This is a genomic window from Alloprevotella sp. oral taxon 473 str. F0040, from assembly GCF_000318095.2.
GTDB lineage: Bacteria > Bacteroidota > Bacteroidia > Bacteroidales > Bacteroidaceae > Alloprevotella.
In genome coordinates this window covers 139,297-165,602 of record NZ_KB290718.1, presented here as the reverse complement: position 1 = coordinate 165,602, position 26,306 = coordinate 139,297, and the positions used below count along the sequence as shown (strand labels likewise).

General features: G+C 44.9%; 20 protein-coding genes and 1 tRNA gene. 2 read left to right on the top strand and 19 right to left on the bottom strand.

The features are described from left to right. Positions 1 to 51: 51 nt before the first annotated feature. From HMPREF9999_RS09050 to HMPREF9999_RS09005, 10 genes are all read right to left on the bottom strand, one after another. A complete protein-coding gene (locus HMPREF9999_RS09050) occupies positions 52 to 1,038 on the bottom strand; it encodes a glycosyltransferase family 8 protein (protein WP_009752435.1) in 987 nt (328 codons plus the stop codon). A gap of 47 nt (positions 1,039 to 1,085) precedes the next feature. Then, positions 1,086 to 2,645, bottom strand: a complete 1,560-nt coding sequence (locus HMPREF9999_RS09045) for a lipopolysaccharide biosynthesis protein (protein WP_009752434.1) — start codon at positions 2,643 to 2,645, stop codon at positions 1,086 to 1,088. 139 nt (positions 2,646 to 2,784) lie between these two features. Then, positions 2,785 to 3,774 carry a glycosyltransferase family 2 protein gene (locus HMPREF9999_RS10065; protein WP_009752433.1) on the bottom strand — a complete coding sequence of 330 codons (990 nt, stop codon included), beginning with the start codon at positions 3,772 to 3,774 and terminating at the stop codon, positions 2,785 to 2,787. Further along, the gene (locus tag HMPREF9999_RS09035) at positions 3,771 to 4,772 is read right to left on the bottom strand and encodes a glycosyltransferase family 2 protein (RefSeq protein ID WP_009752432.1); all 1,002 of its coding nucleotides are present in this window, start codon (positions 4,770 to 4,772) and stop codon (positions 3,771 to 3,773) included. The genes HMPREF9999_RS10065 and HMPREF9999_RS09035 overlap by 4 nt, the downstream gene beginning before the upstream one ends. 20 nt (positions 4,773 to 4,792) lie before the next feature. After that, positions 4,793 to 5,608, bottom strand: coding sequence for a glycosyltransferase family 32 protein (locus tag HMPREF9999_RS10060; RefSeq protein ID WP_083475849.1), 816 nt, complete (start codon positions 5,606 to 5,608; stop codon positions 4,793 to 4,795). A 135-nt stretch (positions 5,609 to 5,743) separates the two neighbouring features. Continuing rightward, positions 5,744 to 8,161, bottom strand: a complete 2,418-nt coding sequence (locus HMPREF9999_RS09025; protein ID WP_052316507.1) for a polysaccharide biosynthesis tyrosine autokinase — start codon at positions 8,159 to 8,161, stop codon at positions 5,744 to 5,746. Between the two features lie 12 nt (positions 8,162 to 8,173). Beyond that, entirely contained in the window at positions 8,174 to 9,025 is an 852-nt protein-coding gene (locus tag HMPREF9999_RS09020) for a polysaccharide biosynthesis/export family protein (protein ID WP_083475848.1), read from the bottom strand. Between the two features lie 693 nt (positions 9,026 to 9,718). Then, positions 9,719 to 11,629: an MFS transporter gene (locus tag HMPREF9999_RS10800; protein WP_009752428.1), complete on the bottom strand. Its 1,911-nt coding sequence runs from the start codon at positions 11,627 to 11,629 to the stop codon at positions 9,719 to 9,721. 111 nt (positions 11,630 to 11,740) lie between these two features. After that, positions 11,741 to 14,629 (bottom strand): excinuclease ABC subunit UvrA, encoded by a 2,889-nt coding sequence (gene uvrA / locus HMPREF9999_RS09010; RefSeq protein WP_009752427.1) that lies wholly within the window; start codon positions 14,627 to 14,629, stop codon positions 11,741 to 11,743. A gap of 84 nt (positions 14,630 to 14,713) precedes the next feature. Next, positions 14,714 to 15,460 carry a T9SS type B sorting domain-containing protein gene (locus tag HMPREF9999_RS09005; RefSeq protein WP_009752426.1) on the bottom strand — a complete coding sequence of 249 codons (747 nt, stop codon included), beginning with the start codon at positions 15,458 to 15,460 and terminating at the stop codon, positions 14,714 to 14,716. Between the two features lie 93 nt (positions 15,461 to 15,553). Here HMPREF9999_RS09005 and HMPREF9999_RS09000 point away from each other — a divergent pair. Then, a tRNA-Leu gene (locus tag HMPREF9999_RS09000) sits at positions 15,554 to 15,635 on the top strand. Positions 15,636 to 15,716: 81 nt separating this feature from the next. On the opposite strand, the gene HMPREF9999_RS08995 is transcribed toward HMPREF9999_RS09000, so the two are convergent. The 7 genes from HMPREF9999_RS08995 to HMPREF9999_RS08965 form a co-directional block, all read right to left on the bottom strand. Then, entirely contained in the window at positions 15,717 to 16,751 is a 1,035-nt protein-coding gene (locus HMPREF9999_RS08995; RefSeq protein ID WP_009752425.1) for an acyltransferase family protein, read from the bottom strand. 77 nt (positions 16,752 to 16,828) lie between these two features. Continuing rightward, positions 16,829 to 18,685 (bottom strand): aminopeptidase P family protein, encoded by a 1,857-nt coding sequence (locus tag HMPREF9999_RS08990; RefSeq protein ID WP_009752424.1) that lies wholly within the window; start codon positions 18,683 to 18,685, stop codon positions 16,829 to 16,831. A gap of 140 nt (positions 18,686 to 18,825) precedes the next feature. Further along, positions 18,826 to 19,860, bottom strand: a complete 1,035-nt coding sequence (gene dusB / locus HMPREF9999_RS08985) for a tRNA dihydrouridine synthase DusB (protein WP_009752423.1) — start codon at positions 19,858 to 19,860, stop codon at positions 18,826 to 18,828. A gap of 90 nt (positions 19,861 to 19,950) precedes the next feature. Beyond that, entirely contained in the window at positions 19,951 to 20,787 is an 837-nt protein-coding gene (locus HMPREF9999_RS10050; RefSeq protein WP_009752422.1) for a CPBP family intramembrane glutamic endopeptidase, read from the bottom strand. Between the two features lie 25 nt (positions 20,788 to 20,812). Next, complete coding sequence (gene ribF, locus HMPREF9999_RS08975; protein WP_009752421.1) at positions 20,813 to 21,832, bottom strand: riboflavin biosynthesis protein RibF; 1,020 nt, start codon at positions 21,830 to 21,832, stop codon at positions 20,813 to 20,815. Continuing rightward, positions 21,813 to 22,433 (bottom strand): HAD family hydrolase, encoded by a 621-nt coding sequence (locus HMPREF9999_RS08970; protein WP_009752420.1) that lies wholly within the window; start codon positions 22,431 to 22,433, stop codon positions 21,813 to 21,815. Before HMPREF9999_RS08970 ends, ribF begins: the two co-directional genes overlap by 20 nt. An 8-nt stretch (positions 22,434 to 22,441) precedes the next feature. Then, complete coding sequence (locus HMPREF9999_RS08965; protein WP_009752419.1) at positions 22,442 to 23,677, bottom strand: peptidase U32 family protein; 1,236 nt, start codon at positions 23,675 to 23,677, stop codon at positions 22,442 to 22,444. Positions 23,678 to 24,189: 512 nt separating this feature from the next. On the opposite strand from HMPREF9999_RS08965, the gene HMPREF9999_RS08960 reads away from it, so the two are divergent. Further along, positions 24,190 to 24,516, top strand: coding sequence for a DUF4372 domain-containing protein (locus HMPREF9999_RS08960; protein WP_083475845.1), 327 nt, complete (start codon positions 24,190 to 24,192; stop codon positions 24,514 to 24,516). Positions 24,517 to 24,557: 41 nt separating this feature from the next. Here HMPREF9999_RS08960 and HMPREF9999_RS08955 read toward each other — a convergent pair whose 3' ends face one another. After that, positions 24,558 to 25,157, bottom strand: coding sequence for a type 1 glutamine amidotransferase family protein (locus HMPREF9999_RS08955; protein WP_009752416.1), 600 nt, complete (start codon positions 25,155 to 25,157; stop codon positions 24,558 to 24,560). Positions 25,158 to 25,564: 407 nt separating this feature from the next. After that, entirely contained in the window at positions 25,565 to 26,179 is a 615-nt protein-coding gene (locus HMPREF9999_RS10360) for a septal ring lytic transglycosylase RlpA family protein (protein WP_009752414.1), read from the bottom strand. Positions 26,180 to 26,306 lie beyond the last annotated feature (127 nt).

Below are 26,306 nucleotides of genomic sequence, written 5' to 3'. Positions count from 1 at the left end.
AAAGTCTCAGTTATTTTTTATTTCCTCCGAAATAGAAAAGTCCATAAATATCTATGGTTCTATGCTTGTGTCTAATCTTTGTTGGGGGCTAGTACAAGTGCTTTCAAGGAATTTTTCTTGTAGTTCTTGCAAGGATGGAGCTTTAGGGCGGCTTGCAGGAAACAGCCAAAATTTGATTTGGTGTTTTAATCTTAACCACCCTTTACAGCGATAAGTGATTTTAGCTGGTTTATCTAGAGTCTCATTTGTCGCGTGCCACAAGTGAGCAAAGGGATGTTGTACTTCATCTTGATACCAAGGAGCACCAGAAGCAAAGTGAACAATGGCAGGAGAGAAAAGGCAGTCTCTGATTTGTGGTAGTAAAGCACTAGTCTTAAATAATTGATAACTTAGAAAAAATGGAGCAACATTATAGCGCATAGGTAGTTGGACCAAATCATCTTGTAGTACTACGTTCAGAGCATCCTGATCGGGATATCGTAAAATATGCTTGTGGTCGTGACACCACTGAATCAATCGTTGAGTATAGTTTCTCTCATTCCATAGGGGAATATTTATGAGTATCGGAGCTGCAATGAAATAATTATTCTTCTCTGATAGCCCTAACCGTCGTTTATTATCCTCATCAGTTGGTTTAGTGACAACTCCGATTGTTTTGTCTAAGGGTGTATTGAACAAACCGCTTAAATCATCTAGTACCAAACAGTCTGTGTCAATATAGAATACACGATTAGCATGAGGGATAACATCAGCTATGAAGAAACGAAAGTACGTGATGTGTGTGAATCGTTCTATCGGAAGTCCCTTTAATCTCTCTGCTTGAATCGTATGTATTGTTAGCTTAAAGTCATTGCGCAATGAGGAAACAGCTTCAAGTTGTTGTTTTGATTTCTTAGAGAGTCCGTCAGTGAGTATGTGGATTTCCCACGAGACATTGGTATGGCAAGGTTGACTATCACACAATGATTTCAAACTCACGGCAACGTATTGCGCATAAGGTTCATTGCAGGCATAGGCTATATAATGAGTTTGTATCATAAAAGAGACGATTTTCTATATTCAAGGATGATTTGAGATAGCCATATCTATTTTTGAGAACCACGTATTTTTACACTGAACTGTAAAACATACTGCCGTATGATATCACGTTCGTGTTGCTCTAAAAGAAGCAAAAAGGCAGTGCTACCTAGTATGGTGATGTAAAGCAATGTTGTTATGACTAAATAGAGTATAGGATTTGTGATATAGTCCTTGAGGATAAAGGGGAAAATAGAAGCAAAGAGTACAAGAGATATCACTTTAGCATTTACCACAAATAAGGGCCGTAATGGCAATTGTGGGAGTTGTTTCTTGAGAATAGCGGCGCGCTGAAAAACTTCAATAAAGTTGCCCATAGCGATTACCATAAATGCGTGTAGGTAGTTGTGATAGTAACTATATAGCGCAAAGATAATAAAAAACTGGGCAAGTACATAGATGCCTCCTATAATAGAAATTAACTGCATTCTTCCAGTTGCATGGATAGCTAGCCCTAGAGGGCTAGTCATAAGTCCGAAAAAACTCGCTAATAAAATCCAGCGCAGGACGTCAGGAGCAGCAATCGGAACTGAATTTAACCACAATTGAAATAGTAATTCTGCGTTAAATGCTAAGGGAATAGCAATCATTGCATATACTATCAGGCTAAATCGTAGTGTTGTTTTCATTGCTCTTTGCATCTCCTTTAGATTGCCTTGAGCATATTGCTTGGTAATGGAGGGAGAAAATGCAGATTGTATGGGGCTTGTAAATCCATTGATAGACCCTGAAACAGTAGTAGCTACACTTGTTGAGCTATTGTAGGTAACTCCAAAGAAGACATTCACCAAATAGTTGCGTGATTGATTGTAAATTGCCAAACAGGAATTACCGAAAAGCTCCCATGCTGTATACACTAAAATTGGCTTTAGAATCGTCAAACGACTGCGACGATAAATGCGCGCTTCTTGATAATGGCGTAAACAATAGTAGCGTAAGAATAGGGTGCTGCCGACACTGTTGGTAAACCCTAGTATGACGTAGATTATAAGTTTGTCAAAGGTTGTATACTTGACGAGTAAAGCAGATAATAGACCATATAATGCACTTATCAATGACACATAGGCATAAATCTTAAATTGCTCTCTTGCTATAAGAATAGCATTGTATGGTGCCTGAGTAATATTAAAGAATACCCCAACAATAGCACATTGTAGAGCTATCATAGCGGCCTCTTCTCTTATCTCAGGGATGTTTAGCTTATGATGAAGCAAATAGACTCCTCCAAACTCACAGATGCATACTAGAATAACGGCTAACGCTAAATGAGCATAAAATGTCGCTGTGAATGTCTCTCGGATGAGTTGTTTGTTTCCTCTTCCAATCTCAAAAGTGAGGAAACGTGAAGTGGCTGTGGCCAAAATGCCTCCAACGAAAGTGAAAGCAGGAAGAATACCTGCAACTACGACATTAATACCATAATCTTCTATTCCTAGAGCATTAAAAATAATACGTGAAGTTATTAATCCAATGATAACAGTGATAACAGAGCGAAAGATGAGAAGAGCAGCATTTTTTGAAGCGCGGCGCGCATTAAATTCTTGATTATTTAATCTAGTTTCTGTCATATATATATATGCTCTGATAGTTATTGATAAACTTACGAGATGCTATTTCTATCTAGTCGTGTCTATGTTGTTACAAGGATTCAGCCTAGTTCTTTACTACGCTATATAGAGGTCGGTCTTTGAATGTATAAATCCAACATCAACATAAACGATAATTCGCAATGAATAGAAGTGTCTTGTATAATCTATGCTTTAAAAGCCATGTATACAAAAAAGAGCCGAAGCCGACGCGTCGTTTAAAAAAACGGTACACTAGCATTGGGGCTGGGAGTTGTTTCAATAAGGCTATTTTTTGATTTGTTGTTCCTCTAGTTCTTACAATTTCTTTGAGAGTTTTTGCTATCATGGAAAATTGTAGTGAGAAAACTAGTACTGAATTGTGCCAATATGGGTGTTTAGCTGCTGTAATTAAAGCCGAAGAAACATTGAGGAGTTGTTTTACTGGGTAAGGGTTATATGATATATTATTTCCATGAACAATATAATGATAATCTGCATGAGGAGAAAAGCACACATTCTTCAAATGTGGGTACATTAGAAGAGTCATGATAACATCTTCGGCCAGATTTATATTGTCTGGGATTGCATCTAGATGGCTTTTCAAGAATGATGTACTCCAAAGCATACTCCAAATTGGCCTAGCATGGAATGGCTGCGCTATCGCCTCAGACGGAAGATAATTACTAATTTCTAATGCCCTGATTATGGTTGTTCTGCCTTTTTCGTGTCGACAGTAGCCTCCCTTGATACATTCTAAATTGGGGAAGATTTTTAGTGGCTCTAATAAATGCTCGAGATAATGAGGTTCAATGTAGTCGTCAGAGTCAACAAAGGTGATGCAGGCCCCTTTTGATAATCGTATGCCAATTTTTCGAGAGGTAGATGGGCCTTGGTTTTCTTGTGCATACAGATGGATACGCTCATCTTTTGAGATATAGTCTTGGACGATTTGCGAGGTTTCATCTGTGCTCCCATCATCTATAACCCATAGTTCCCAGTTGGTATAGCTTTGAGTTAAGATACTTTCAATGCACCGAGTAATATAGTGTGCCCTATTATAAGTTGGCATGACAATACTAATAAGTACGGAGCAGGTTGCGTGGTGTTTTTCAGTAGTTATAGTTTTCATTGATCTCTATTTAACCATATTCGACTGAGTGCAAAAAGGAAATATTGTTTCTTGTATAATAACCAATAGCGAAGGGTTTGGGCTTTACTCTCCGGATATACTAGCCTAACAGGGAGATTGATAAGCCGATACAGTTTGTAGCGTTCAAAGGCTGTTTTTTTCTGTTGTTCAATGGTTTTAAAAAGCCTATCCAAAAATCTTGCCAACCCGAATGTATAGGGTAGTTTATGGGCAAGTAGAGGGTACTTGCTAATAAACTTTTCGCAAAGAGGAACAAGGGTATTCCATAAAGCCAATTCTTCTTGCAGCCCAAAAAACTGTTTGTGGAGGTGGCTTTTATCATCATTTCTTATGTGATACAAGTAGTTGGGTTGTGAGCATGCAGCGTAGCATTGGGTGTGAAGATAAAACTCTAAAACAAAAATGATATCCTCCGCCCAGCGTATGTTAGTGTTAAAGCGGAGTTTATTGTCTCGAATGATATCCATTCGGAAGAGTTTAACAATGGTGACCAGATGGTCATGGTGCAAATACTCTAGCTGTGCATCTTTCGTGTGGCAGACAATGGCTTCTATAATGAAAGGAATTCTAGGTCCATTCTCATGAACCGTTTGTCTGCTTCCATTTACCAAGTCTGCGTTGTTCTTTTCACCCGTTTCGCAGAGCACTGCAAGGTATTCGGGTAGTAACTCATCATCACTGTCTACACAAGCAAGCCATTTACCTTTTGCGTGGTCTAATCCCAAATTGCGAGCAGCCGAAAGACCACGATTCTCCTGAGAATATAGACTAAAACGACTATCTCTTGCAACATAATTCTGAGCAATCTCAGAACTATTATCTGTACTGCCGTCATTAATTAAAATGCATTCCCAGTTTGTATATGTTTGTTTCAAGATGCTATCAAGACATCGAGGAAGGTAGGAGGCTGAATTGTATATGGGGACAACGATACTAACGAGAGGAATCTCATTGTTATGTTTATCAGTTGTTGCCATTATAATATATGAGTAAAATGTTATATCAACTGCACGACGTTAGCATCGAAGAATTTTTCGATTAACCACTTGAGTGGAGCTAGTAATCTCCATTTAATTTTGTAGGAGAGTGTATAGGAGAATCTGTCTCCGTAGTAGTCACGCCAACTGCCGAGCGCATGATGGTGTCCAAAACTATTTAGAGTGCTTTTTATTGCATCGAAATAGGTATTAGGAAAAACGATGAGAGTACTCTGTGAAATAGCATCGTTTGCCTGGATTTGCAGTGTCTGTATGGTCTTGCCTGCTAGAGCACTGGGATTGTAACCAAACTGCCGAGCTATCTCTGATAGGATATAAGGTAATATCGTTTGATCATACTTAAGTGTAGCAGGAAGATGCTTTGCACTAGTTAAGACAAAATGCCGATCATCATAGTAGCTCAAACAAAGCTTAAAGAAAGGATGATGGGGAATCGCACCAAAAGCGTGTGAAGTTAAAAAGCAATTGGTTCCAATTCTCCAACCTTCATAGTGGATGGAACGCTCTCTCCCAATAAAGGCATCATGATGAAGTAGTGGGTCTAGTGATTGATAGAGTTCCACATCCGTGTCTAAGTAGATGCCACCTTCATGATAGACTGCATAGAAGCGTATGAAGTCTGCTGCAAAAGCCCATTTTTTATGGTCAAGTGCTTCTTGAAGAAATACATTATCAATGGCTCTAGCATCAGCCATTGTCCAATGACGAATCTTATAATCTGGACAATGTTTTTTCCATGAGGCTATGCATTGTTGTACTAATGGTGGAAAGTCTCCTTCACTGCACCAAAAGAAATGGATAGTTTTTGTAATCATTAGATGAAAAGGATAAAGGTTATTACTACGATGTCACTAGTGCTATTTCTCAATGAGAAATCTCCCATGAATGTTTTTCCCAAAATCATGCATCAATAAGGATTTTGTTCTGATGTATCCTGGGATAGGCTATGGTTATTTCCCGTAGCCGTATCCACCATATCCATATCCGCCATAGCCATAACCATATTTGTGATAGCCATAACGCCCTAATGCATCCGTCGTACCATTGAGTAAGAGGGTGAGGTTGTGGAATTTCTTGTCGAGATACCAGCGTTCAATGTCGTTTAAGAATGAGCGTTCCATTAGTCCCGCGCGCACTACAAAGAGAGTGAGATCTGCCACAGGATTTATAATTTCAGCATCTGCAACGATTTCAACTGGAGGACAGTCGATGAAGATGAGGTCATACTCTTGTCGTACAGTTTCAATCAAATCACGAAAACGGCTTGTGGAAAGTAATTCAGCAGGATTTGGAGGGATAACTCCACTTGGTAGGCAATCTACTTGTCCAAGAGGTATGATAATCTTGTGCCAGTCATTGATTTGACCTGATAGATAGTTGGAGAGGCCAATTTGCGGATTGCCTACGTACTGTGAAAGTGAAGCCTTGCGTAAATCAAGATCCATCACAAGAACTCGCTTCCCCTTAAGAGCGTAAGCTGTAGATAGATTTGCGGTGATGAATGTCTTACCACTTCCTGGATTCATCGAGGTTACCATGATGACTTTGCATCCATTGTCAAAGCCCATGCTAAATTCTAGCTTCGTACGTACTGTGCGGAAAGCCTCGTTGATGATGTCACGTTGTTGATCGGCAACCACCATATTGGGTTGTGCTACAATTGTTTGTTTGCGCCAACGTTGCCATACAGGACGTTTCTTGCCTTTGAAGGGAAGTTCTCCCACCAAGGGTACACTCATATCTTCAAGGTCTTTACGGCCTCGTACAGTCGTGTTGAAACCTTCACGCGCAAAGATGAGTGCTGCTGGAATACCGAGACCAAGTAGTAAAGCAATTCCAAGAATCTTTTTTGACACGGGAGTGGCTGGGGTGCCGGTTACATGTGGGGTCTCAATGATTTGCGTATTGTAAGCGGTGAATGCTTGGGAGAGTTCATTTTCTTCACGCTTCTGGAGCAAGAAAATATATAGAGACTCTTTCACCTTCTGTTGACGTTCTACAGAAAGAAGGTAAGAGGCTTGACGAGGATTGGCAGAAATTCTGCTGGTTGCCTCACTATGACTAGCTTCTGTGGCGCGTTGTTGAGTCTTGAGCATGTCTAGCTCATTGTCCAGAGATTGGATGATACCACGGCGAATAGACCCAAGTTGCGTTTCCAAATCCATCACGGCTGGGTTTTGCGCAGAAGAAGTGGCAAGGAGACGATTACGTTCAAGTAGTTTGCTGTTGTAGTCGTTAATCTGCGCTTGAATGGATGGGTTGTTAATGCCAGAGTTAGAAGGTAATACTTGGTTTTCGTGACGTCCATCAGTGAGATATTCACGCACGTGGCGTGTCATATAGGTTTGAGTGGAGAGTTCACGAGCTTTAATCTCTGCATCATTGGCCTGAGCCATTGCCATAGATCCAGATTGCTCAACATCGGGCAAAAGGTTGGCTGATTTATAGCCAGCTATGTTTTGATCTACATTGCCCAGTTCGCGCTGGATGACCGATAGACGTTCCTTAATGAACTCATTGGTACTCACTGAAATCTGGTTGCGATCCTTTACCCAGTTTTCATTATACACAGAGATAAGCATATCAATTGCATCTTTTGCACGCGCAGTGTTTACATCACTGTAGCGAATGTCGATGATTGTAGAGGCTTTATCACTCAGTTGAACATCAAAACGTGAGCGAACAATAGCAGCTGTCGTAGAAATGGAAGAGCGTTTGATGTCATATTCATCGGTCATTCCTTTACGGTAGGCATTCGTCGGAGTGAGCTTTAAAAGACCAATTGGTGTGGCGCATCTTTTACCTACTTGTGAGAGAACACTTCCTCCAAGGTTTTGTCCATCACGAACAAAGTTTTCGAGTAGCACACGGCCATCTGCCATAAGGGTTAGAGAGAGAGAGGCTGTCTGTTCCTCACTGATATTGAGAAACTCCGTCTTTACAGGTAATTCTGAACCATATATTACCTTAGGGTGAAACATACCTTTGTGCGTGTATTCTACATCCAGGTTGAGGCGTTCAGCTACGGCACGTGTGATGGTTACGCTTTTAAGTGACAGCATTTCATTAGTCATCTGCGCATCCAGCCCACTTTCTACATTCATGCGACGAGCCAGCAATTCATCAGGGGTATTTCCTTTATTACTGTCGGGCTTGATAAGAATAGAAGCAGAAGCTACATACGTCTTTGGAGTGCGTAGCAAATAGTATGTGGCAGAACTCAAACACACTAATAGCGAAAGAACAAACCATTTCCAGTGTGCTAAACATAGATAAAAGCCATCGCGTACCATAAATAGCACACTGTCTGAGTGTACTTTTAGGTTGAGCGAAGAGTTGGTGTTGTTGTCTGAAGGATTGCGTTGCATGAACGGATAGTCTTATTTCTTGAGATACAGAAGTAATGTAGTAGCAAAGGTAATGGCGGAAAACCAGAAGGTTGGAGTGCGGAGAGTATTGGCATTATTAACTGATTCGTTGGCCTTCTTTGTGTTGGGTTCAACGTAAATGATATCATTTTGTTTTAGGTTGAACACTGGTGAAGAATAGACACTCTCTGTATTGGTTAGATCGATGCGATAAGCTGTTTGTTTTCCTTCCTCATTGCGCATGACAAGTACATTTTTGCGCTGACCATAGATGGTTAAATCGCCGGCTTGTGCTAATGCATCTAAAATTGTCATGTGGTCTCGGTCAATAGCTTTTCGACCAGGGGAAGTTACTTCTCCTAAAACTGAATAAGTCATTGTAGCAAAGTCAACTACAACTACTGGGTCGCGTACTACACCACTCGATACTAAACGATACTTAATCTGGTTGGCTAGCTCAGCACGTGTCATTCCTGCTACGTGGATTAAACCAAATTGCAACATATCAATTTGTCCGTTGGCATTTACCGTATAACTTGCTTTGGTAGAGCCTCCAGTGGCATTGGAGATGTTGGGCATGTTGTAAATTTCTACAACCTTCGGATCACGTCCATGAATACTGATGCTTAGCTGATCACCAGGTTCTAGGCGAATGTCTTGAGGCACTTGCAGAGTAATCGGTCTGTCGGTGGGGATCTCTTGTAGGTAGGCGATGTCCTTAATGGTGTTGCAGCTAGTAATGGCAAGTGTGAAGGCTGCTACAATCCACAGGTTAAAACAGAACAATGAGCGACTAAGCTTATGAAATGATATACAAGTCTTGCTAGTTTTGCTGAAAAGGCGTAGGGTTGATAATCTCGTCATATAGAAAAGTTATTCATCACACCATTTTGTGTGTGGGAGGTGTAAATGATAGAATTGAGGTGTTTTGATATGTTTCGTATAGTTCTGCTGAGCGATGTTTCAGCTCAGTGAATAGGTGCTAGTTTATTATCCCTTCGTTTTATGTAGTCATGGGCCGTCACAAAGAAGGTGTCGCATCTTGGTTGCTAAATCAAGCAAAACAAAAGGCTCAACATTAGCTAGACTAGGAACCACAGTGCCATATAGCACATTTTCGCAAAGGTATAATTTTTTGTTGGGATATACAAACAGCTTATTAAGAATTTGTGTATTATCAAACGGCCAATAAGAGATTTGAAAAGCGTATTTAGGATATCGGATGGAGATTATAAAGGAGAAGATATCTTGCAATGGGATATCTGACGATATATCTCGGAGTTTCCTAATAATATCTCGGAGAGTTATAAAAATATCTCGCAGAGTTTTTCTAAATTCTCCGAGAAGTTATTGAAAAGCACGGACATTTTGCTTGACGTTGCAAAGAATAGGCTTGAGTCTTGCCAAGATTTATCTTCTGAATATGCGTGGTTTTGGGCTGATTGGGGCAATCTTGATACAAGCTTCGCCTAAAAAAGTGGTCGCACCGAAACCATAAGATTTCAATGCGACCAAAATTGCTTGCGCTAGAAGCACAAGATTGAACAAAATAAGGAATTAAGCCACCTTTTCGAGCTTCTTCATTTGAGAGAAAATGAAGATGAAGGAGAGTAGGCAGAGAGCAGCAAGCACACCCCATACAACCACGAGGGGAACCTTACACCACAAGAGGGCAGGAATCACCGTGAGGAAGTTACCAATGGCTGTTGCTACGAACCAACCACCCATCATCATACCCTTGTACTTGGGAGGAGCCACCTTCGATACGAAGGAAATACCCATAGGTGAAAGGAGAAGCTCAGCAAAAGTGAGGATGAGATACGTGAGGATGAGCCAGTTGGGAGAAACACGCATACCAGATGCTTCAATCTTGGCTTCTACATTGGCTTTTTGCACCTTAGCCTCTGTGTCAGCTACAAGATTTTTTTCTTGCATAGATGCTTCGTAGGCTTTGATTTGAGCATCAGCTTCGTTGCGCAACTTTTGAATTTCTAGGTTCTTTAGAGCGTCTTGTTTGATTTTGGTCAGGTTCGAATTGAGTTTGATTTCAGCCTTCTGTTCTAGGTCTCTTGCTGTGCTCAAGGCTGAAACTTTACTTTGCTCTTCTTGTTTCTGAACCTTTTGTACTTCAGCTTCAATCTTCTCTTTCTGCTGTTTGAAATTGTCTTCTACTTTGGCTGTGAAGGCTTTGAACTCTTTATCATTTGCTTCTTTCTGCGCCTTCAGTTGTTCATCGATGTTGAACTTTTCAGTCACTTGATTTTCTAAGGGACTGATGCCAGTAGAACCGAAAATCATGATGCCGAAACCAATGGCTGCCACAATCATACCATAGGCGATTTTGCGTGGAGCTGTAGGTTCCTTTTTACGGGCAGCCAACCATCCAAAGAGAGCTACGCTCACGGGGGTGAGACCAACAACGAAGCAGGGGTTGAATTGTTGGAAAATGGGTGCGCTCACATCGACAGTGTGGTTGCCAGTGGTGATACCATTGTAGATGATACCAGCTGCACAGAGCAGTGTTACAACGGTAGCTATGATGCGACTCTTTGAAGTTTTGCTTTGCACTACGGCAAAAGAAGCATAGATGGCGATGATAACCATCACGAGGTTTTTGACATCAAAAAGCATTGATGAAATGCCCGTTGCAGACTGTTGAGTAAATTCAGCAGCAAAGTAGGTAAGTGTCAAGCCATTTTGGTGGAAGGCCATCCAGAAGAAGATAACCACTGCGAAGACGAGGCAGAGAGCCACGATGCGCGCTTTGGTGTCTTCCTTGCTCAATTCGGGTTCTGCAGCGACTGCGGCGCTATTGTCCTTTGCAGGAACTGCAGTGTGTCCACCTTCAACATGACGGAAGGTGCTGCGAGTGGCAAAGTAGATCAAGATAGAGATGATGAGCGAAACGCATGCAACAGCAAAGGCGAAGTGGTAGCTATCTGCCTTGTTGAAGCCGAGGCCTTGAGCGTACTTCATAATTTCTACAGCCGCTGTGGGCGCAAAGAGTGCTCCAATGTTAATGGCCATGTAGAAGAGAGAGAAAGCCGAGTCGCGCTTTCCTGCCATTTCGGGAGAGGCATAGAGCTCACCGACCATCACTTGCAGGTTTCCCTTGAAAAGGCCAGTGCCGATGCTGATGAGCGCAAGCGCACCAATGATGGCACTAACGGCAGCACCACCGTTGCCGAGGGGTACAGCCAAAAGAAGGTATCCAAGGAACATGATGCTGATACCGATCTTCACCATTTTGCCGTAGCCAAACTTGTCAGCGAGAATACCGCCAACGAATGGCAGGAAGTACACGAACATCAAGAAAGTTGAGTAGTAGGTACCGGCAAGGCCAGCACTCCACCCAAAGTTTTCTTGGAGGAACAGCACGAAAACGGCTAGCATGGTGTAGTAGCCGAAGCGTTCGCCAGTGTTGGCGAGGGCAAGGGCGAAGAGCCCTTTGGGTTGTCCTTCAAACATGGTAAGGGAGTTAGGGGATTATTAAATGATTGGATTGATTTTTTATGGGAGTAGCAGGAAATTTGTGTGCCAGATGTTTGTCAGGCTTTTGCATGACTTTCCTTGCTTTGACTACTTTTGCGCAGCTGCCAATTCCGCTTGGAGGAAGGGGGCGGTAGGTCCTTGACCTTGTTGCACCACAGCTTCGGGAGTGCCTTCTGCGACGATGTAGCCACCACCGCGGCCGCCTTCGGGACCCATGTCGATGATATAGTCTGCCACTTTGACCACGTCGAGGTTGTGCTCGATGACAATCACCGTGTTGCCTTTATCTACCAGCTTGTTGAGTACGTCGATGAGCACGCGGATGTCCTCAAAATGCAGACCTGTGGTAGGTTCGTCGAGGATATAGATTGTGTTTCCTGTGTCGCGCTTGGAGAGTTCGGTCGCCAGTTTCACGCGCTGGCTTTCTCCTCCCGAGAGGGTGGTGCAGGATTGACCGAGTTTCAGATAGCCGAGTCCAACTTCTTGCAACACTTTGATTTTATGCAAGATGTTGGGCACGTTTTCAAAGAATTCCACTGCCTGATTGATGGTCATGTCGAGCACATCGGCGATGCTTTTGCCTTTGAAGCGCACTTCGAGCGTTTCGCGGTTGTAGCGTTTGCCGTGGCAGGTTTCGCAAGGCACATACACATCGGGGAGAAAGTTCATCTCGATGGTTTTGTAGCCATTGCCGCGACAGGTTTCGCAGCGACCACCTTTGATATTGAAGGAGAAACGTCCTGGTTTGTAGGCACGTATCTTGGCTTCGGGAAGATTGACGAAGAGGGCACGAATGTCGTTGAACACGCCAGTATAGGTGGCAGGGTTAGAGCGCGGTGTGCGGCCGAGCGGACTTTGGTCCACTGCCACCACCTTGTCGATGTGTTCCAGACCTTCCACTTTATCATAAGACAAGGGTTCGCGGAGAGAGTGGTAGATGTGTTGCGAAAGCAGTGGTTGCAGGGTGTCGTTGATGAGAGTAGATTTTCCCGATCCCGACACTCCCGATACGCAAATCAATGTGCCGAGCGGGAAGGTGGCAGTGACATTGCGCAGGTTGTTGCCTTTCGCTCCAATGAGTCGGAGCTGTTTGCCGTTGCCTTTGCGACGTTGGGGTATCGAGATGAAGTTGTCGCCATTAAGATAGCCAGCGGTGAGTGTTTTGCTTTGAAGCATCTCGGCAGGTGTGCCTTGAAACACCACTTCGCCGCCTTTACGACCGGCTCGTGGACCGATGTCCACCACATAGTCCGCGGCGAGCATCATGTCTTTGTCGTGTTCTACCACCACCACCGTGTTACCAGTGTCGCGGAGTTGTCGGAGCGAATGAATGAGGCGCACGTTGTCGCGTTGGTGAAGTCCGATGGAGGGTTCGTCGAGGATGTAGAGCACATTGACCAACTGCGAACCTATCTGTGTGGCAAGTCGAATACGTTGACTTTCACCACCGGAGAGCGTCATTGATGCGCGTGAGAGGGAGAGATAGTCCAAACCGACATCGAGGAGAAAAGATAGTCGCGTACGAATCTCTTTGAGGATTTCCGTGGCTATCGCAAGCTGTTTTCCGCTCAGATTCACGGACACGGCATCGGCCCATTCTTTGAGTTGCGCCACATCCATTGCAGAAAGTTCGGCAATGGTCTTGTCGCCAAATTTGTAAGACAAGGCTTCGCGGTTCAGGCGCGCGCCATGACATTCGGGACATTCTGCGGTGCGCGAGAATTGTTTAGCCCAGCGTTGTGATTCAGCAGACATTTCCGCATCTGCCATCTGCTGGATGTATTTCACCAACCCACCAAATTCGGTGTAGATGTCATCGGCAGTGCCAGTGATTTTCTTAGAAATGCGTAAGCGTTCGGTCGTGCCATTCAAAATTTCATCCAATACTTCTTCCGAGAGTTCTTTGACGGGCGTGTTGAGTGTTGCATCATGTTGCTCAAGAAGGGCAGCTATTGCCCAGAATATCATCGCGTTCTTTGCTTTTCCTAGAGGAACGAGTGCGCCTTGCTTGATGCTGAGTGAGGTGTCTGGGCAAACTTTTTCCCAGTCGATGACGTTCACTTGACCTAAACCCTTGCACTTGGGACAAGCCCCTTGTGCAGAGTTGAAAGAAAAATTGTGTGGGGCGGGTTCGCGATACGCTAATCCTGTGGAAGGACACATGAGCCGCTTAGAAAAATAGCGGATGCTGTTGTCCTCTGCATCGAGGATGAGCATTAGTCCTTCGCCTTGTTGCAAAGATTGACGCACGCTTTGTTGCAATCGTTCTTCGTCTTTGGCTTGCACCTTCAAGCGGTCTATCACCACTTCGATGTCGTGATTCTTGTAGCGATCCACGCGCATACCAGATTCAACGGTGCGCAGTTCACCATCAACACGTACATTGAGAAAACCTTTCTTGCGGATGGACTCAAACAACTCTTTGTAGTGTCCTTTGCGCTGCTTGACGAGCGGAGCAAGAAGATAGATTTTTCGTCCCTCATACTGTTGGAGTATGAGTTCGAGAATCTGTTCTTCGTTGTATTTCACCATTTTTTCTCCACTCAGATAGGAATAAGCATCGCCTGCTCGAGCAAAGAGCAGGCGGAGGAAGTCGTAGATCTCCGTGACAGTGCCCACTGTAGACCGCGGATTCTTGTTGGTGGTCTTCTGCTCGATGCTGATTACCGGGGATAACCCTGTGATTTTATCTACGTCGGGTCGCTCGAGATTGTCGAGAAAGTTGCGTGCGTAGGCCGAAAAAGTCTCAATATATCTGCGTTGTCCTTCAGCGTATAGTGTGTCAAAAGCTAAGGAAGACTTGCCACTACCACTCAATCCCGTAATGACCGTCAAGGCGTTGCGCGGAATAGTGACATCTATGTTTTTAAGATTGTGCACACGTGCTCCCAATATCTCAATGTTGCCGTCCTCAAGTGTGGGAACGGCAGGAGTAGAAGAGGGATTGAGGGAGGGAGAGTGCTGCGTAAGGTTCATGCTTAAGTCTGTGTGCTTAGTCGTTTCGTGAGAAGAAAAATAAGTGGTGTGGTGTTGGTGCGAAAAACTCTCTATTATTACTTGCTATTTCGCGATGGCATCGTAGCGGCGCAAGAGGTTGATGGTCTTCTTAATATTATAATTCCTTCCATCTGCTCCGCGAGCTGTAACATTGAGATAATAGGCTCCTTCTGGGGTATCTGTGCCTCCTGACTTTCCATCCCATCCTTCTGATGGATGATTCCAACGCGCCATTTGCTTGCCCCACCGGTTTACCACGGTAGCCTGAAAGCTGACGATGCTTTGATGTCCGTCTTTGGCTTTGAAAATATCATTGATGCCATCGCCATTGGGCGTGAAAGCATTGGGAAATTCCAGTTTGCTCTCAGCGATGTTGAGCACGAAAGGATCGTCTTGCGAGTAGCTGATGGTATCGTTGCCTAAGACAAAGGATACAAGTAGACGTACACGAAAGTTGCCACTTTCTATAAAATCATAGGTCGTGGTTTGTTCGTAACGTGTAAGAAAGGGCGTTGCACTGTTCTCTCGCGTAAACTGCCATTCATAGAGCGGCGTGTAATTGCCGAGGTCTTTAGGTGTGGCTTCAAAGACTACGCGAAGTGGGGCACCACCATTGTAGCTAGCTTCTTGCACTTGCTGTCCATCCGTGTTGGTATATGTCATTTGGGGAGTGACCGTAGGAGTGGCTGCAAGTTGCGCATACAAATTGTGGCCTACCATTGAGAGGAAGACCGCAATGCAACACCGCAAGGCGGTATCATGTAGAGAGAAAGCAAAGAAATTTTGCATCATTTGAGCTAACTTGTTCATGCAAAAATACCAATTTGCAGCCGAAGAACAAAAAAAGTGCTCGATTTTCTTTGAGTTTTGCAGAATCTGACGTAAATTTGCACCTAGAAAGTCGCGCCTGTGGCGAAATTGGTAGACGCGCCAGACTTAGGATCTGGTGTAGCGATACGTGTAGGTTCGAGTCCTATCAGGCGCACACGACAACAGCCCTCTTCTGAATTATTTCAGAAGAGGGCTGTTGTTTGATATAGGCTGCGAGCGAGGTGCGCGCAAGTTATCAAGAATGACTATTTTTCTCTCCAAAGAGAAGAAGGCGGAGGAAGGGTACCTTACTGAGGATTCGGTAGACAGCCCAACAGAAGAGGACGAGTGAAAGTGCTGTCACGATTTGTAGCAGATAATTCCGAGAAAATCCCTTTACTACTTCACGTATTACGAAAAAATGCGTCTGCACCACGTAAATAGGCAAGGTGATTGTGCCTACCCAAGCCGTGCTTTTTACGAAAGGTTGCAAGGAGGCGAATCGTTCTAAACGAGCATAACTCCCTTCGATGAGTAAAAGTGTGGTGCAGATTCCTCCAAATCCATTGGCATAGAGTATGAGATAGTGTAGCATGTTGGTGAGTTTGGAAGGGGCATAAGGCAACATGTAGATGGAGTGTGAGAAGTCCCACAGGGGCAAGACGAACCACCACAGTAGGCTGCCTGCTGCAAGGAGAAAAAGTCGAAGAGGGTGAGGAAGTTGGGTTAGTTTACGATAGAGGCGTCCCAATAAAAAGAAGGGGAGCATGAATTTGGCATACATGCTGAGTGGATAGTAGTGCCAGAAGAAGACGAAAGCGTAGGCACCCATCCAGAGCAAAATGTGTAAGAAACGAAAGGGAAAGCAGGCAACGATGCGAGCAAATACGAGCAATAGCCAGAGGACATTGAGATACCACAAGGCTTGTGCATCCCATTGGGCTAGTCGTGTACTAATGCCCCATGAAATGGGGATGAGCAATAATGCAGAATAGATGAGACTATTGAACAGACTGGGAATCAAAAGTTGACGTGTTTTTTGTTTTTGCCATTTCCAAAATGCTATCTCTTGGAGGTTATTCCTTAAAAAATAGCCTGATATGAACATGAATAGCGGCATGTGAAAGGAATAGATTCCTTCAAAAAGAGGGTTGTGTTTCCAGTCTGCATCCACCCATTGAATGGTGTGTCCGAGTATAACAAAATAGATGGCTATGCCACGCAAGAAATCCCACTTTTCCTCGCGAGATGCGTGAGAAGAAGTGGGATTTATGTTGTCTGTTTGTTGCATATCCTTAAGGGAGCATCAGGGTTTTGTCATCGGATAAGTGCGTTTGTGCATTTCAAACCCAATGTATCTACGTCGGCTTATAGTCTAGTGGTAGCCTTGATAAGCCATTCTTTATCTTTTTCGTCAGAAAGCAGTGGGAGCAACTCTGTACGTACCATAGTATGGTAAGCATTGAGCCATTCGCGCTCTGATGTGTCCAGCATTTCTACAATGATAGGCGAAACATCAAAGGGGCAGAGTGTAAGTGTCTCAAACTTTAGGAACTCACCAAAAGTTGTTTTTTGCGCAGGTTCAGCTACGAGTACATTTTCCAATCGCACCCCAAATTTGTTCGCTACGTAGATGCCAGGTTCGTTGCTCACAGTCATGCCAACACGGAAAGGCACTTCTGTTGCAGCACGTCGATCTTTGCGAATCTGATGAGGGCCTTCGTGCACGCACAAGTGGCTACCGACTCCATGACCAGTGCCGTGACCGAAATCGTATCCCTCACGCCACATGGCTTGACGAGCTGCAAAATCGAGGGCAAGTCCTGTGGTTCCCACTGGAAAATGCGCCATAGAGAGCTGAATCATGCCTTTGAGTACAAGGGTATAGGCTTTTTTCTCCTCATCAGTTAGAGTTCCAAGAGGAATGGTGCGCGTGATGTCGGTGGTGCCACTCACATAGTGTGCTCCACTATCTAAGAGTAAGAAACTTCTATTGGCTAGTTGGGCATGGTCTTCGGCTGTGGCTTCATAGTGCACGATGGCACCATTACCCGCATATCCGGCAATAGTGGCAAAAGACAGACCGCGATATTCAGGATGTTCCGCACGAATCTCTTCCAATCGTTCTGCGATGCTCCATTCTGTCTCCTGATTGATGCTGCCGTCTGCAATCTTATCGTCTAGCTCTCGACGAAAACGCGTTAGGGCTACGCCATCGTGGCGCATCGCAAGTCGGAATCCCGCAATTTCTGCCTCATTCTTGTGCGCGCGCCATGTCGTGATAGGAGAAACTCCATCTTCTGGAATCCAATTTCCACACCCTTCATTAATGAATAGTTCTGAAAAGGCAGCATTGATGGTAAAAGCATATAAGAAACTATCCTCTTGTTGTGCAGATTGTTGGATGAAATCCATGACTCCGTCATAAGCATGATAAGTAACATTGGCACGTTTTAGATAGTCCTTTACTGAAGGAGTCAGATGGTCTTCGGTGATGAAGAAGTGTAGATCGTTGCGCCCAACAATGAGATAGGCTAAGAAGACTGGATTGTAGGCAATGTCCTCTCCACGCAAATTGAGCAACCATGCAATTTCAGAAGCATCATTGGTGATATAGTTGTGTGCATGGTGTAGCTCAATAAACGAGCGCAAACGTGTGATCTTTGACTCCAAGGTTTCTCCAACCCATTCTTCCGGTTGAATATAGATAGGGTGAGAGGGAAGTGCTGGACGATCTTCCCAGATTTCATTGAGCAAGTCTATATCGACCATGAAATCTGTGAGTTCATAGGCATATTCCACGTGTTGCATATATGAAACACTCATGAAATCGAAGCCAATGTGAGGAGTGACACTCCCTTGCTGAAAGGATAACTTTCCACCCTCGTCTATAGTATAGCCTAGCACTTCTTTTATCCAATCATTCTCGCTAGGCACACCTGCTACCCCCATACGCATCAATTCGATGCCACTGCCCACAAGTTCTTTCTCAGCTTGCAAGAAGTAGCGCGAATCAGTCCATAGGGCTGCTTTGTCGTGAGCTACGATGAGGGTACCTGCACTTCCAGTGAATCCGCTTAGCCACTCACGCCCTTTCCAGCGATCTGCCACATATTCGTTATTGTGTGGATCGGAAGTAGGGATTATATATACGTCAATGTTGTGAGCTTTCATTGCAGTGCGGAGGGCTGCAATGCGTTGGGCTGGAAGAGTGTGGGTGGTCATGGGAAGGAGATATAATAAGGAGGACAGAATTATAAGATAACCTTCTTAAACGCTTAGAAAGGAAGCAAAAAGGAAAGTGAGAATATATTGAAGGATGGCTGGGACTATTAAAACGTAGGGTGATTACTACACCCTGCCAGCTATTCCGAGAGGTTGTCTGTGTGGAGTAGTGGGCGGATGCTTTCTAGTAGTTCAAACAATTCGTCCATTTTCTCGGTGCGCAACATTTGGATGCGGGTTTGTCGGAAGCTGGGAATTCCTTTGAACAAGGGTGTCGCGGCCAAATGGCGACGTACGTGGAGAATGCCTCGGTACTCATCGATGCGCTCTACACTTTGGCGAACTTCCTCTTTGAGCACATCCAATTGCCAGTCGGGCGACATAGGAGCGAAATCACTCTGCACAGCAGCAGAAACGTCAAAAGGAGTACCATCAAGCGTATCGCGGATTTCCTTGAATATCCAAGGACGGCCAAAGGTGGCGCGACCCACCATGACCGCGTCTACACCATACTCTTCAAAACCGCGGAGTGCATCTGCACCAGAGGTGATGTCGCCATTGCCAATAATGGGGATGTGCATGCGAGGATTGCGCTTCACTTCGCCAATCAGCGACCAATCAGCTTCTCCTGTGTACATTTGGCAACGTGTGCGACCGTGAATGGTCAGAGCTTCTGCGCCACAATCTTGAATCCGCTCTGCCAAATCTACGATGATGCGGTGTTCGTGGTCCCAGCCTAAACGGGTCTTCACCGTGACTGGCACACGACTGCTCACGCGATTCACGACTGCGCGGATGATTTCTTGCATCAGTTCAGGAGTTTGCAGCATGCCCGAACCAGCTCCTTTGCCCGCTACTTTCTTCACTGGGCAACCGAAGTTGAGATCTAAAATGTCGGGCTGTGCTTTCTCCACCACAATCTCTGCTGCCTCTGCCATGGCTCCTGGATCGCGACCGTAGATTTGAATCACCACAGGACGCTCATCATCGCAGACCGTGAGTTTTTGTAGAGATTTGTTGACCATGCGCACAAGGGCATCGGAAGCCACAAACTCAGAATAGACCATTGATGCCCCTAGTCTGCGACAGAGCAGACGAAAACCGATGTCGGTCACGTCTTCCATAGGGGCTAGAAGCACAGGGCGATGGCCAAGGTTGAGATTTCTTATTTGCATTATTATAAAACGGCCAGCGGCCTTATAGACGTTAGAATGTTGATATAAGTCTTTAGATTCTGTTTTAGGTAAATAGCTAGACAATAGTGACTAGCTCTTAGTGCGACAGAAAACCTTTTTAAGGAGAGATCCCTTCATGAACACTGCTACACCACCTAGTAGTAACAATAGTGAGCCAATGCCGATTTGTTGTGCTAAGGGCCAATTCGTTCCAAAGTTTTCTAGGGGAGGGTAGCGTAGTGCAAGGAGAGCAAGGGCATTGTTGGCTAAGTGAGCTGACCAACAGAGGCGTAAATCTTCAGTGCGAAGATACAGATACCCCATAATGATGCCAAGGAAGAAGGCTGGAATGGCTTGAAACAAGTTGCCATGAACGAGACCAAAGAGTAAAGCCGAGATGATAATGGCTCCAATGTTGCCGATGTGCTTGCGTGTCAAACGCAAAATGCCAGCTCGATAGGTTAGTTCTTCAGCCAGAGTACCTACCACAATGACAGATAGGATGCCCCAAATATTAGACGTAAGTTGTCGGAATAGCGCATTAGTGTTGCCATCGTCCAAGTGTAAAGGCTGTAGCAAAAGCTGAAGCCCCATACTCATCACAAGAAATGCTCCTACAAAGTGAAAGACGGGTATTCCCGAAAAACCAAAGTTAGCAGACTTCCCACTGAAGAGTTTGATTCTTGCCCATCCCGTGAAGTGGAGTAGTAGTATATAGGCAAGTTGCACTACGAAGAATGAGAAGGCCATCGCAGGGATGGTGATAGCGAGCAAATCGCCTTGTATGCCTGGGATGGTGAACTGCGCCCCATGAAAGATTTGGGCTTGCGAAAGAGCTAAGGCAAGGATGGGGATAATCAGTTGCAAAGAGAGAAACAAGCAAAATAAGCCTGCCGACTTCAGAAAATCTTTGGTGATTGGAGCCATATCAATGTTAGGTTTATAAATGTGTCTACAATGTTTTTCTGAGCATCTCCCGTGTGTTCTGGGCATCTAGTGCCAGCTGAGCTTTGAGATACTCCAAACCCTCAAACCGTTTCTCATCGCGCAAGCGACCGATAAACTCAAGGGTTAGCGATTCGCCATACAAGTTATCTTTGAAATCAAGTAAATGCGTTTCAAGGCTGATTTGTGTGCCATTGTTGAGTGTTGGGCGTCGGCCGATATTCGTCATTCCCGCAAATCGTTGTCCGCGCCACTCCACCCACGTGGCATAACTACCGAGGTGAGGCACAAGTTTCTCCGAGTTGATTTCTAGGTTTGCCGTTGGATAGCCCAACTTGCGGCCATTTTGAAAACCATGAATCACAGTACCCGACACTCGGTATCGATATCCGAGGAGCAGGTTGGCTTCAGCTACGTTTCCCTGTTCGAGAAGCAAGCGAATAGACGATGACGACAATTGCAGTTCCGCTTCCTCTTTGTCACAAAGAGCAACTTCAATATCCTCAGCTTCACCATAATGCACGTAGTCCGAAAAACCTTCATCTGCTCTAGGACGACCAAAGCGATGATCATAACCCATGAGCAAAAAGTCAGCACCGAATCCTTCACGCAACACAAATTTCATAAAATCTTGCGCTGTGAGTCGTGCCATCTCCGGAGTGAAGTTCAGCACAGCCACTGCATCAATGTGGCAATCTCCGATGAAATCAATCTTCTCTTGGAGTGTGGTGAGTGAAGGAGGAGCAACTACATTGCGCACCAACGAGCGTGGGTGTTGCGCGAAGGTGACCACCAGTGTGGAAAGTCCTCTTTCGCGAGCTGCAGCGCGAAGCGATTGCAGCACATGCTGATGTCCACGATGCACGCCATCGAAGAATCCTACTGTGCACGCCACTTTTTCAGAAGAAAAGGTACAGTCTTGCTGCGATGTGTCTTTAGATAAAGTCGGAAAGGCCTCAGGATTCAGCACATAGACTTGTGCAATGGGAGAAGAAAAGTGGGGAGAATCAATCGCGTAAACGTCCATTTTCGTCAAAATACTTGAGCCATGCACCCTCAGCAGGTGCTAGGAGTGCTTGCCATCCGAATGCTTGTGCAGCCTCACAGTTGGTTTCGCTGTCATCGAAGAACAAAATCTCGCTGGGTGCGCAGTTCATCGCCTCAGTCACCTTTTGGAAGATAGCTGCATCAGGTTTCTGTTTATGTAGTTCGTAGGAGAGAAATAGCCCATCAAAAAAGTCATTGACGGTATGTCCTTCCCACGTGAAGAAATCTCGCAGACTCTGCGTCCAGTGTATCTCGTTGGTGTTGGATAGCGCATAGACTTCATAATGCTGACGAATCTTGAGCAACATCTCCAAACGCTCTGCCGGAATGCCTTTGAGGTAAGCCTCCCACGCTGTGCGAATTTCGTTGTCGGTCAAGGCAGGATTGTTGGCTATTTTGCGCATCTCATCGTAGAAATCGCTCAGCGAGATGTCGCCATTTTCCAACAGAGCAAATACACCGCCTTGACGAAATGTGCCGATGTAAGGACGAATATCCACTCCCAAACGGTCAAAAGCAGCGATAGCATCCGATTTTTCCAAATCCACCAACACTGCGCCGAAGTCAAATACGAGTTTCATACACTTGATCAATTTCCTGTCTTCACTAGTTTATAGAGTTTGTCGCTAGGACGCACTTTTTCGCTCACGGGGAAAGCCACAGACATTCCCTTTGTGGCCTTTTCCACAGGACCGTTGTCGCCATGCATAGAGGTGACATCGATATACACTACGCCCGTAGTAGGACCAATCACCACGAGTTTGTCGCCCAAGTTGATTTCTCCTGCTTCCACCAAGAATTCGGCAACCCCGAGTTTGGAGAAATACTTCGTACCCTTCGCCACATATTCTTTCTTTTCTGTAGCGGAAGAACCATTCTTGTCTGTCCATTCGCCCAATTTCTTACCTTGGTAGTAACCATCCCAGAAACCGCGGTTGAAGACAGTTGCCAAGCGTTCGTCCCATTCTTTCACCTTCTCTTCTGAGTAAGTGCCGTCTTGCACCGCTTGAATCGCTTCTTTGTAGCACTGCACCACAGTGTAAACGTATTCGGCTGAGCGCGCGCGGCCCTCGATTTTGAATACAGACACACCAGCCGCCATCATCTTGTCGATGAAACCGATGGTTTTCAAGTCCTTTGGACTCATAATGTATTCATTGTCAATGTCGAGCTCTACACCGGTTTCCTTATCTGTGACCGTGTATTTGCGGCGACATTGTTGCATGCACTGACCGCGGTTGGCAGAGCGTCCTTGATTGTCGAGCGAGAGATAGCACTTTCCGCTCACAGCCATGCAGAGCGCACCATGGCAGAACATCTCGATGCGAATAAGTTCTCCGTTCGGGCCCTTAATTTGGTTTTCTTCGATGAAGTCAGCGATTTTGCGCACCTGCTCCATGTTCAATTCACGTGCTAGCACCACCACATCTGCAAATGCCGAGTAGAAGCGCAAAGCCTCTTCGTTGGAAATATTAAGTTGTGTGGAGAGATGCACCTCTTGATTGATGGTGCGGCAATAGCTAAGCACTGCCACGTCTGCAGCAATCACGGCAGAGATGTTCGCTTCTTTGGCAGCATCGCAAATTTTGCGCATGAGAGCAAGGTCTTCGCCGTAGATGATGGTGTTCACCGTAAGATAGCTCTTCACACCCTTCTCTTCACATTGTGCTGCGATGTCGTGCAAGTCCTCGATGGTAAACTTACTTGCAGAGTGTGAGCGCATGTTGAGCGATTCGATGCCAAAATAGATGGAGTCGGCACCAGCTTTGAGGGCAGCAGCGAATGCTTCTCGTGAACCCACGGGTGCCATTATTTCGTATGTCATAGTTGTTTTGTCTGTGTGAAATGGAATTGTAGTCAATGTATAGTTGATGTGTTGTTCTTGCGGCAAATAAATGCGCAAAATATGACGAGCAAAGATACGGAAAAAGCGTGAGATGCTCGCCGTTTTTCGATTGAAAACCTCCCACGCGACTCAAAATCTCTTTGTAGTTGTGTGCTGCACTTTACGAATAACCTCCTAATTTATGTCTCGGTAGAATACAGCCTAAAAGAGAAAATTGGGCGAAAATCTGCATATCCTTTTTAAGGACTTCTTATTTTGTTTTGTGTAGATGGCGGAATTGCGCTAAATATTTGGTTTCTAGCTCCCTTCTCTACTAGGGTTGTTCTTGATGTTATGCTATTATAAAAGCAATTATTGCTGTCCGGTGAGAGTTTTTCTGATGATAAAAATAAGGCTGAAACCCTCTTGTAGGATTTCAGCCTCTTTTGTTATTTTGCTTGTTGCAAAAAAACAGTAGTAACATGAGCTAAAGTACATATTTTACCGGACAGCTGGTCTATAGTCAGGTCATTAAATTGCTGGATAAAGCCCAAATTCAACAAATTAGTCTCGAAACGCTAGGGAGCGAGCGTTATGTTAAGCGTTTGACAGGTTGGAAACACCTCATCATTATGCTCTTTGGTGTTCTCAAACACTTTGATCCTTTACGTGAATTGGAGATTGGCGTGAAAGTTGAGACCATGAACCTCTCCCACTTGGGGCTTGACTACGTTGTTCATTGCAGCACACTTGTAGAAGCCAACCAGCGGCGACCACAAGAGTTCTTTGCCAAAGTTTATACCTCCCTGCTGACACGCTACACTTCTAATGTCGAATGAACCATTAACTTAGCATTCAGCATAAAGGGTTATTGTCTTTATTACATAAATCCATGCTTGAAGAAATCATACCAAGCATCAATCTTTTCAGGAGTAGTGGCTTCCAAAAGCAAAAGCATTTCACGAGTAAACTCTAAGTGTCCAATACCATTTGCCGTAACAATGTTTCTATCACTTATAGCCTTTTCTTCCATGTATCCTTCTGTGTTTGTATAGTTTTCGCCACCCCATTGTTTGAGCTGGTCAAGACCGTTACCTGTATGTTTTACGTTGTTCAGAAAGCCGTGCGAACACAAGAATGACACCCCATTACATATGGCCCCAACAATACGACCTTTATTCAAAGCCTCTTCTACCAATGGTGCAACAAGTTCCGCTTCGGGGGAATCCCACCGGTTGCCACCAATTAGCACTAAGGCTGCATAATCTTTAGGCATGTTCTCGAAAGAATAATCGGGCAATGTTCTAAATCCTCCGATGGAGCAGACTGCATTTAAGGTTGGGGCTACGGTATATCCCCTATACTTAATCTCACCTCCCGGCACTACACCTACATGGAGGGCAGTAGAAAGGAATGCTCCCTCCCAATCTGTGTATTCATCTAATAGTAGGAATAATACTTTTTTTGTTTCTTCTGCCATTACTAATAGTATTACAGTTATTCTTAAATCACATTACAAAATTATAGACTCATTGCGAAACAGACAAAGAAAACAGCAAGAAAACGTCTCTTGTGAATGCTTTTTCTCCGTATGTTTATTTTCAGATTATTGCTGTCCGGTAAAAGTTTTTCTTTGTCTACTTTGTTGAGGAACATCTAGGAAAAGCTATCTTGTTTTCGATAGTTTGTGGGGTGCTTCTCTTTGTGGTGCTTTGTCTTTTAGTCTACAAATACATCCGTTTTCACGAGCGTAAGCATAACTTTGGAGAGAAAAGTCTTACTTCCATGCAAAGAGAGCCTAGTCGAATAGTCGGCTAGGCTCCCTTTGGAATAGAGAGGATGTGGGCAAACCACATCAGAGATTTTCATAATCAGACCAAGTAGCACTTATCGCTTCTTGGCATTGGCCATCTTGGCCGAGTTTTTCACTCGATAGCGAGGAGCGGTCTTCTTAGCTATCAACTTTTGAGGTTGTTTAGCGGAAGAGTTCTTCGCCAATTCCTTGCGCTTTTCAGCGCGTTCTTGCCATTGCGTCATCGTGTAGTAACGTCCTGTAGTAGGATCGAGCAATTGCAATTCTGGAAGAGTGGGCATAGTTTTCTCCGTCTTGGTGGGTGCATTAGCATTCACCACTGGAGTCACTTCTACCGAAACCACACCAGCTTGCACCATGTCAATTTGTTGTGCAGCAGCTTTGGAGAGGTCGATAATGGTGTTGCGACGATAAGGGCCACGATCGGTGACTTTGACTACCACCACCTTGCCATTTTTCGGGTTGCGCACATGAAGGAGCGTTCCGAAGGGGAGCGTGCGGTGGGCACAGGTCATAGAATCTTTGTTGTAGGCCGAACCATCGGCTGTGCGACGACCGTGCCAGCGGTCGCCATAGTAGGTAGCGTTGCCCACTTTGGTGTGCTTCTCGTCGGTTTGACGCGCGGCGAAGGCACTGCTTGCTAGTGAAAGCGAAGCCAAGAGGGCTACGGCAAATGATTTAATATGCATTGTTTGTGATTTGCGACAAGGCACATCCTTCAAACTCCCAAGGAAGTCGAAACAATGCGGTCGCTCAAGTCGAAACTCGAGGAGCTAGAGGTTCCGTGGCAGGGGGAACGGCTCCGCCATTTCGTGT

Coding starts and splice junctions, on each gene's coding strand:
- HMPREF9999_RS09050 (WP_009752435.1), bottom strand. CDS start 1,038: ATGATACAAACTCATTATATAGCCTATGCCTGCAATGAACCTTATGCG.
- HMPREF9999_RS09045 (WP_009752434.1), bottom strand. CDS start 2,645: ATGACAGAAACTAGATTAAATAATCAAGAATTTAATGCGCGCCGCGCT.
- HMPREF9999_RS10065 (WP_009752433.1), bottom strand. CDS start 3,774: ATGAAAACTATAACTACTGAAAAACACCACGCAACCTGCTCCGTACTT.
- HMPREF9999_RS09035 (WP_009752432.1), bottom strand. CDS start 4,772: ATGGCAACAACTGATAAACATAACAATGAGATTCCTCTCGTTAGTATC.
- HMPREF9999_RS10060 (WP_083475849.1), bottom strand. CDS start 5,608: ATGATTACAAAAACTATCCATTTCTTTTGGTGCAGTGAAGGAGACTTT.
- HMPREF9999_RS09025 (WP_052316507.1), bottom strand. CDS start 8,161: ATGCAACGCAATCCTTCAGACAACAACACCAACTCTTCGCTCAACCTA.
- HMPREF9999_RS09020 (WP_083475848.1), bottom strand. CDS start 9,025: ATGACGAGATTATCAACCCTACGCCTTTTCAGCAAAACTAGCAAGACT.
- HMPREF9999_RS10800 (WP_009752428.1), bottom strand. CDS start 11,629: ATGTTTGAAGGACAACCCAAAGGGCTCTTCGCCCTTGCCCTCGCCAAC.
- uvrA (WP_009752427.1), bottom strand. CDS start 14,629: ATGAACCTTACGCAGCACTCTCCCTCCCTCAATCCCTCTTCTACTCCT.
- HMPREF9999_RS09005 (WP_009752426.1), bottom strand. CDS start 15,460: ATGAACAAGTTAGCTCAAATGATGCAAAATTTCTTTGCTTTCTCTCTA.
- HMPREF9999_RS08995 (WP_009752425.1), bottom strand. CDS start 16,751: ATGCAACAAACAGACAACATAAATCCCACTTCTTCTCACGCATCTCGC.
- HMPREF9999_RS08990 (WP_009752424.1), bottom strand. CDS start 18,685: ATGACCACCCACACTCTTCCAGCCCAACGCATTGCAGCCCTCCGCACT.
- dusB (WP_009752423.1), bottom strand. CDS start 19,860: ATGCAAATAAGAAATCTCAACCTTGGCCATCGCCCTGTGCTTCTAGCC.
- HMPREF9999_RS10050 (WP_009752422.1), bottom strand. CDS start 20,787: ATGGCTCCAATCACCAAAGATTTTCTGAAGTCGGCAGGCTTATTTTGC.
- ribF (WP_009752421.1), bottom strand. CDS start 21,832: ATGGACGTTTACGCGATTGATTCTCCCCACTTTTCTTCTCCCATTGCA.
- HMPREF9999_RS08970 (WP_009752420.1), bottom strand. CDS start 22,433: ATGAAACTCGTATTTGACTTCGGCGCAGTGTTGGTGGATTTGGAAAAA.
- HMPREF9999_RS08965 (WP_009752419.1), bottom strand. CDS start 23,677: ATGACATACGAAATAATGGCACCCGTGGGTTCACGAGAAGCATTCGCT.
- HMPREF9999_RS08955 (WP_009752416.1), bottom strand. CDS start 25,157: ATGGCAGAAGAAACAAAAAAAGTATTATTCCTACTATTAGATGAATAC.
- HMPREF9999_RS10360 (WP_009752414.1), bottom strand. CDS start 26,179: ATGCATATTAAATCATTTGCCGTAGCCCTCTTGGCTTCGCTTTCACTA.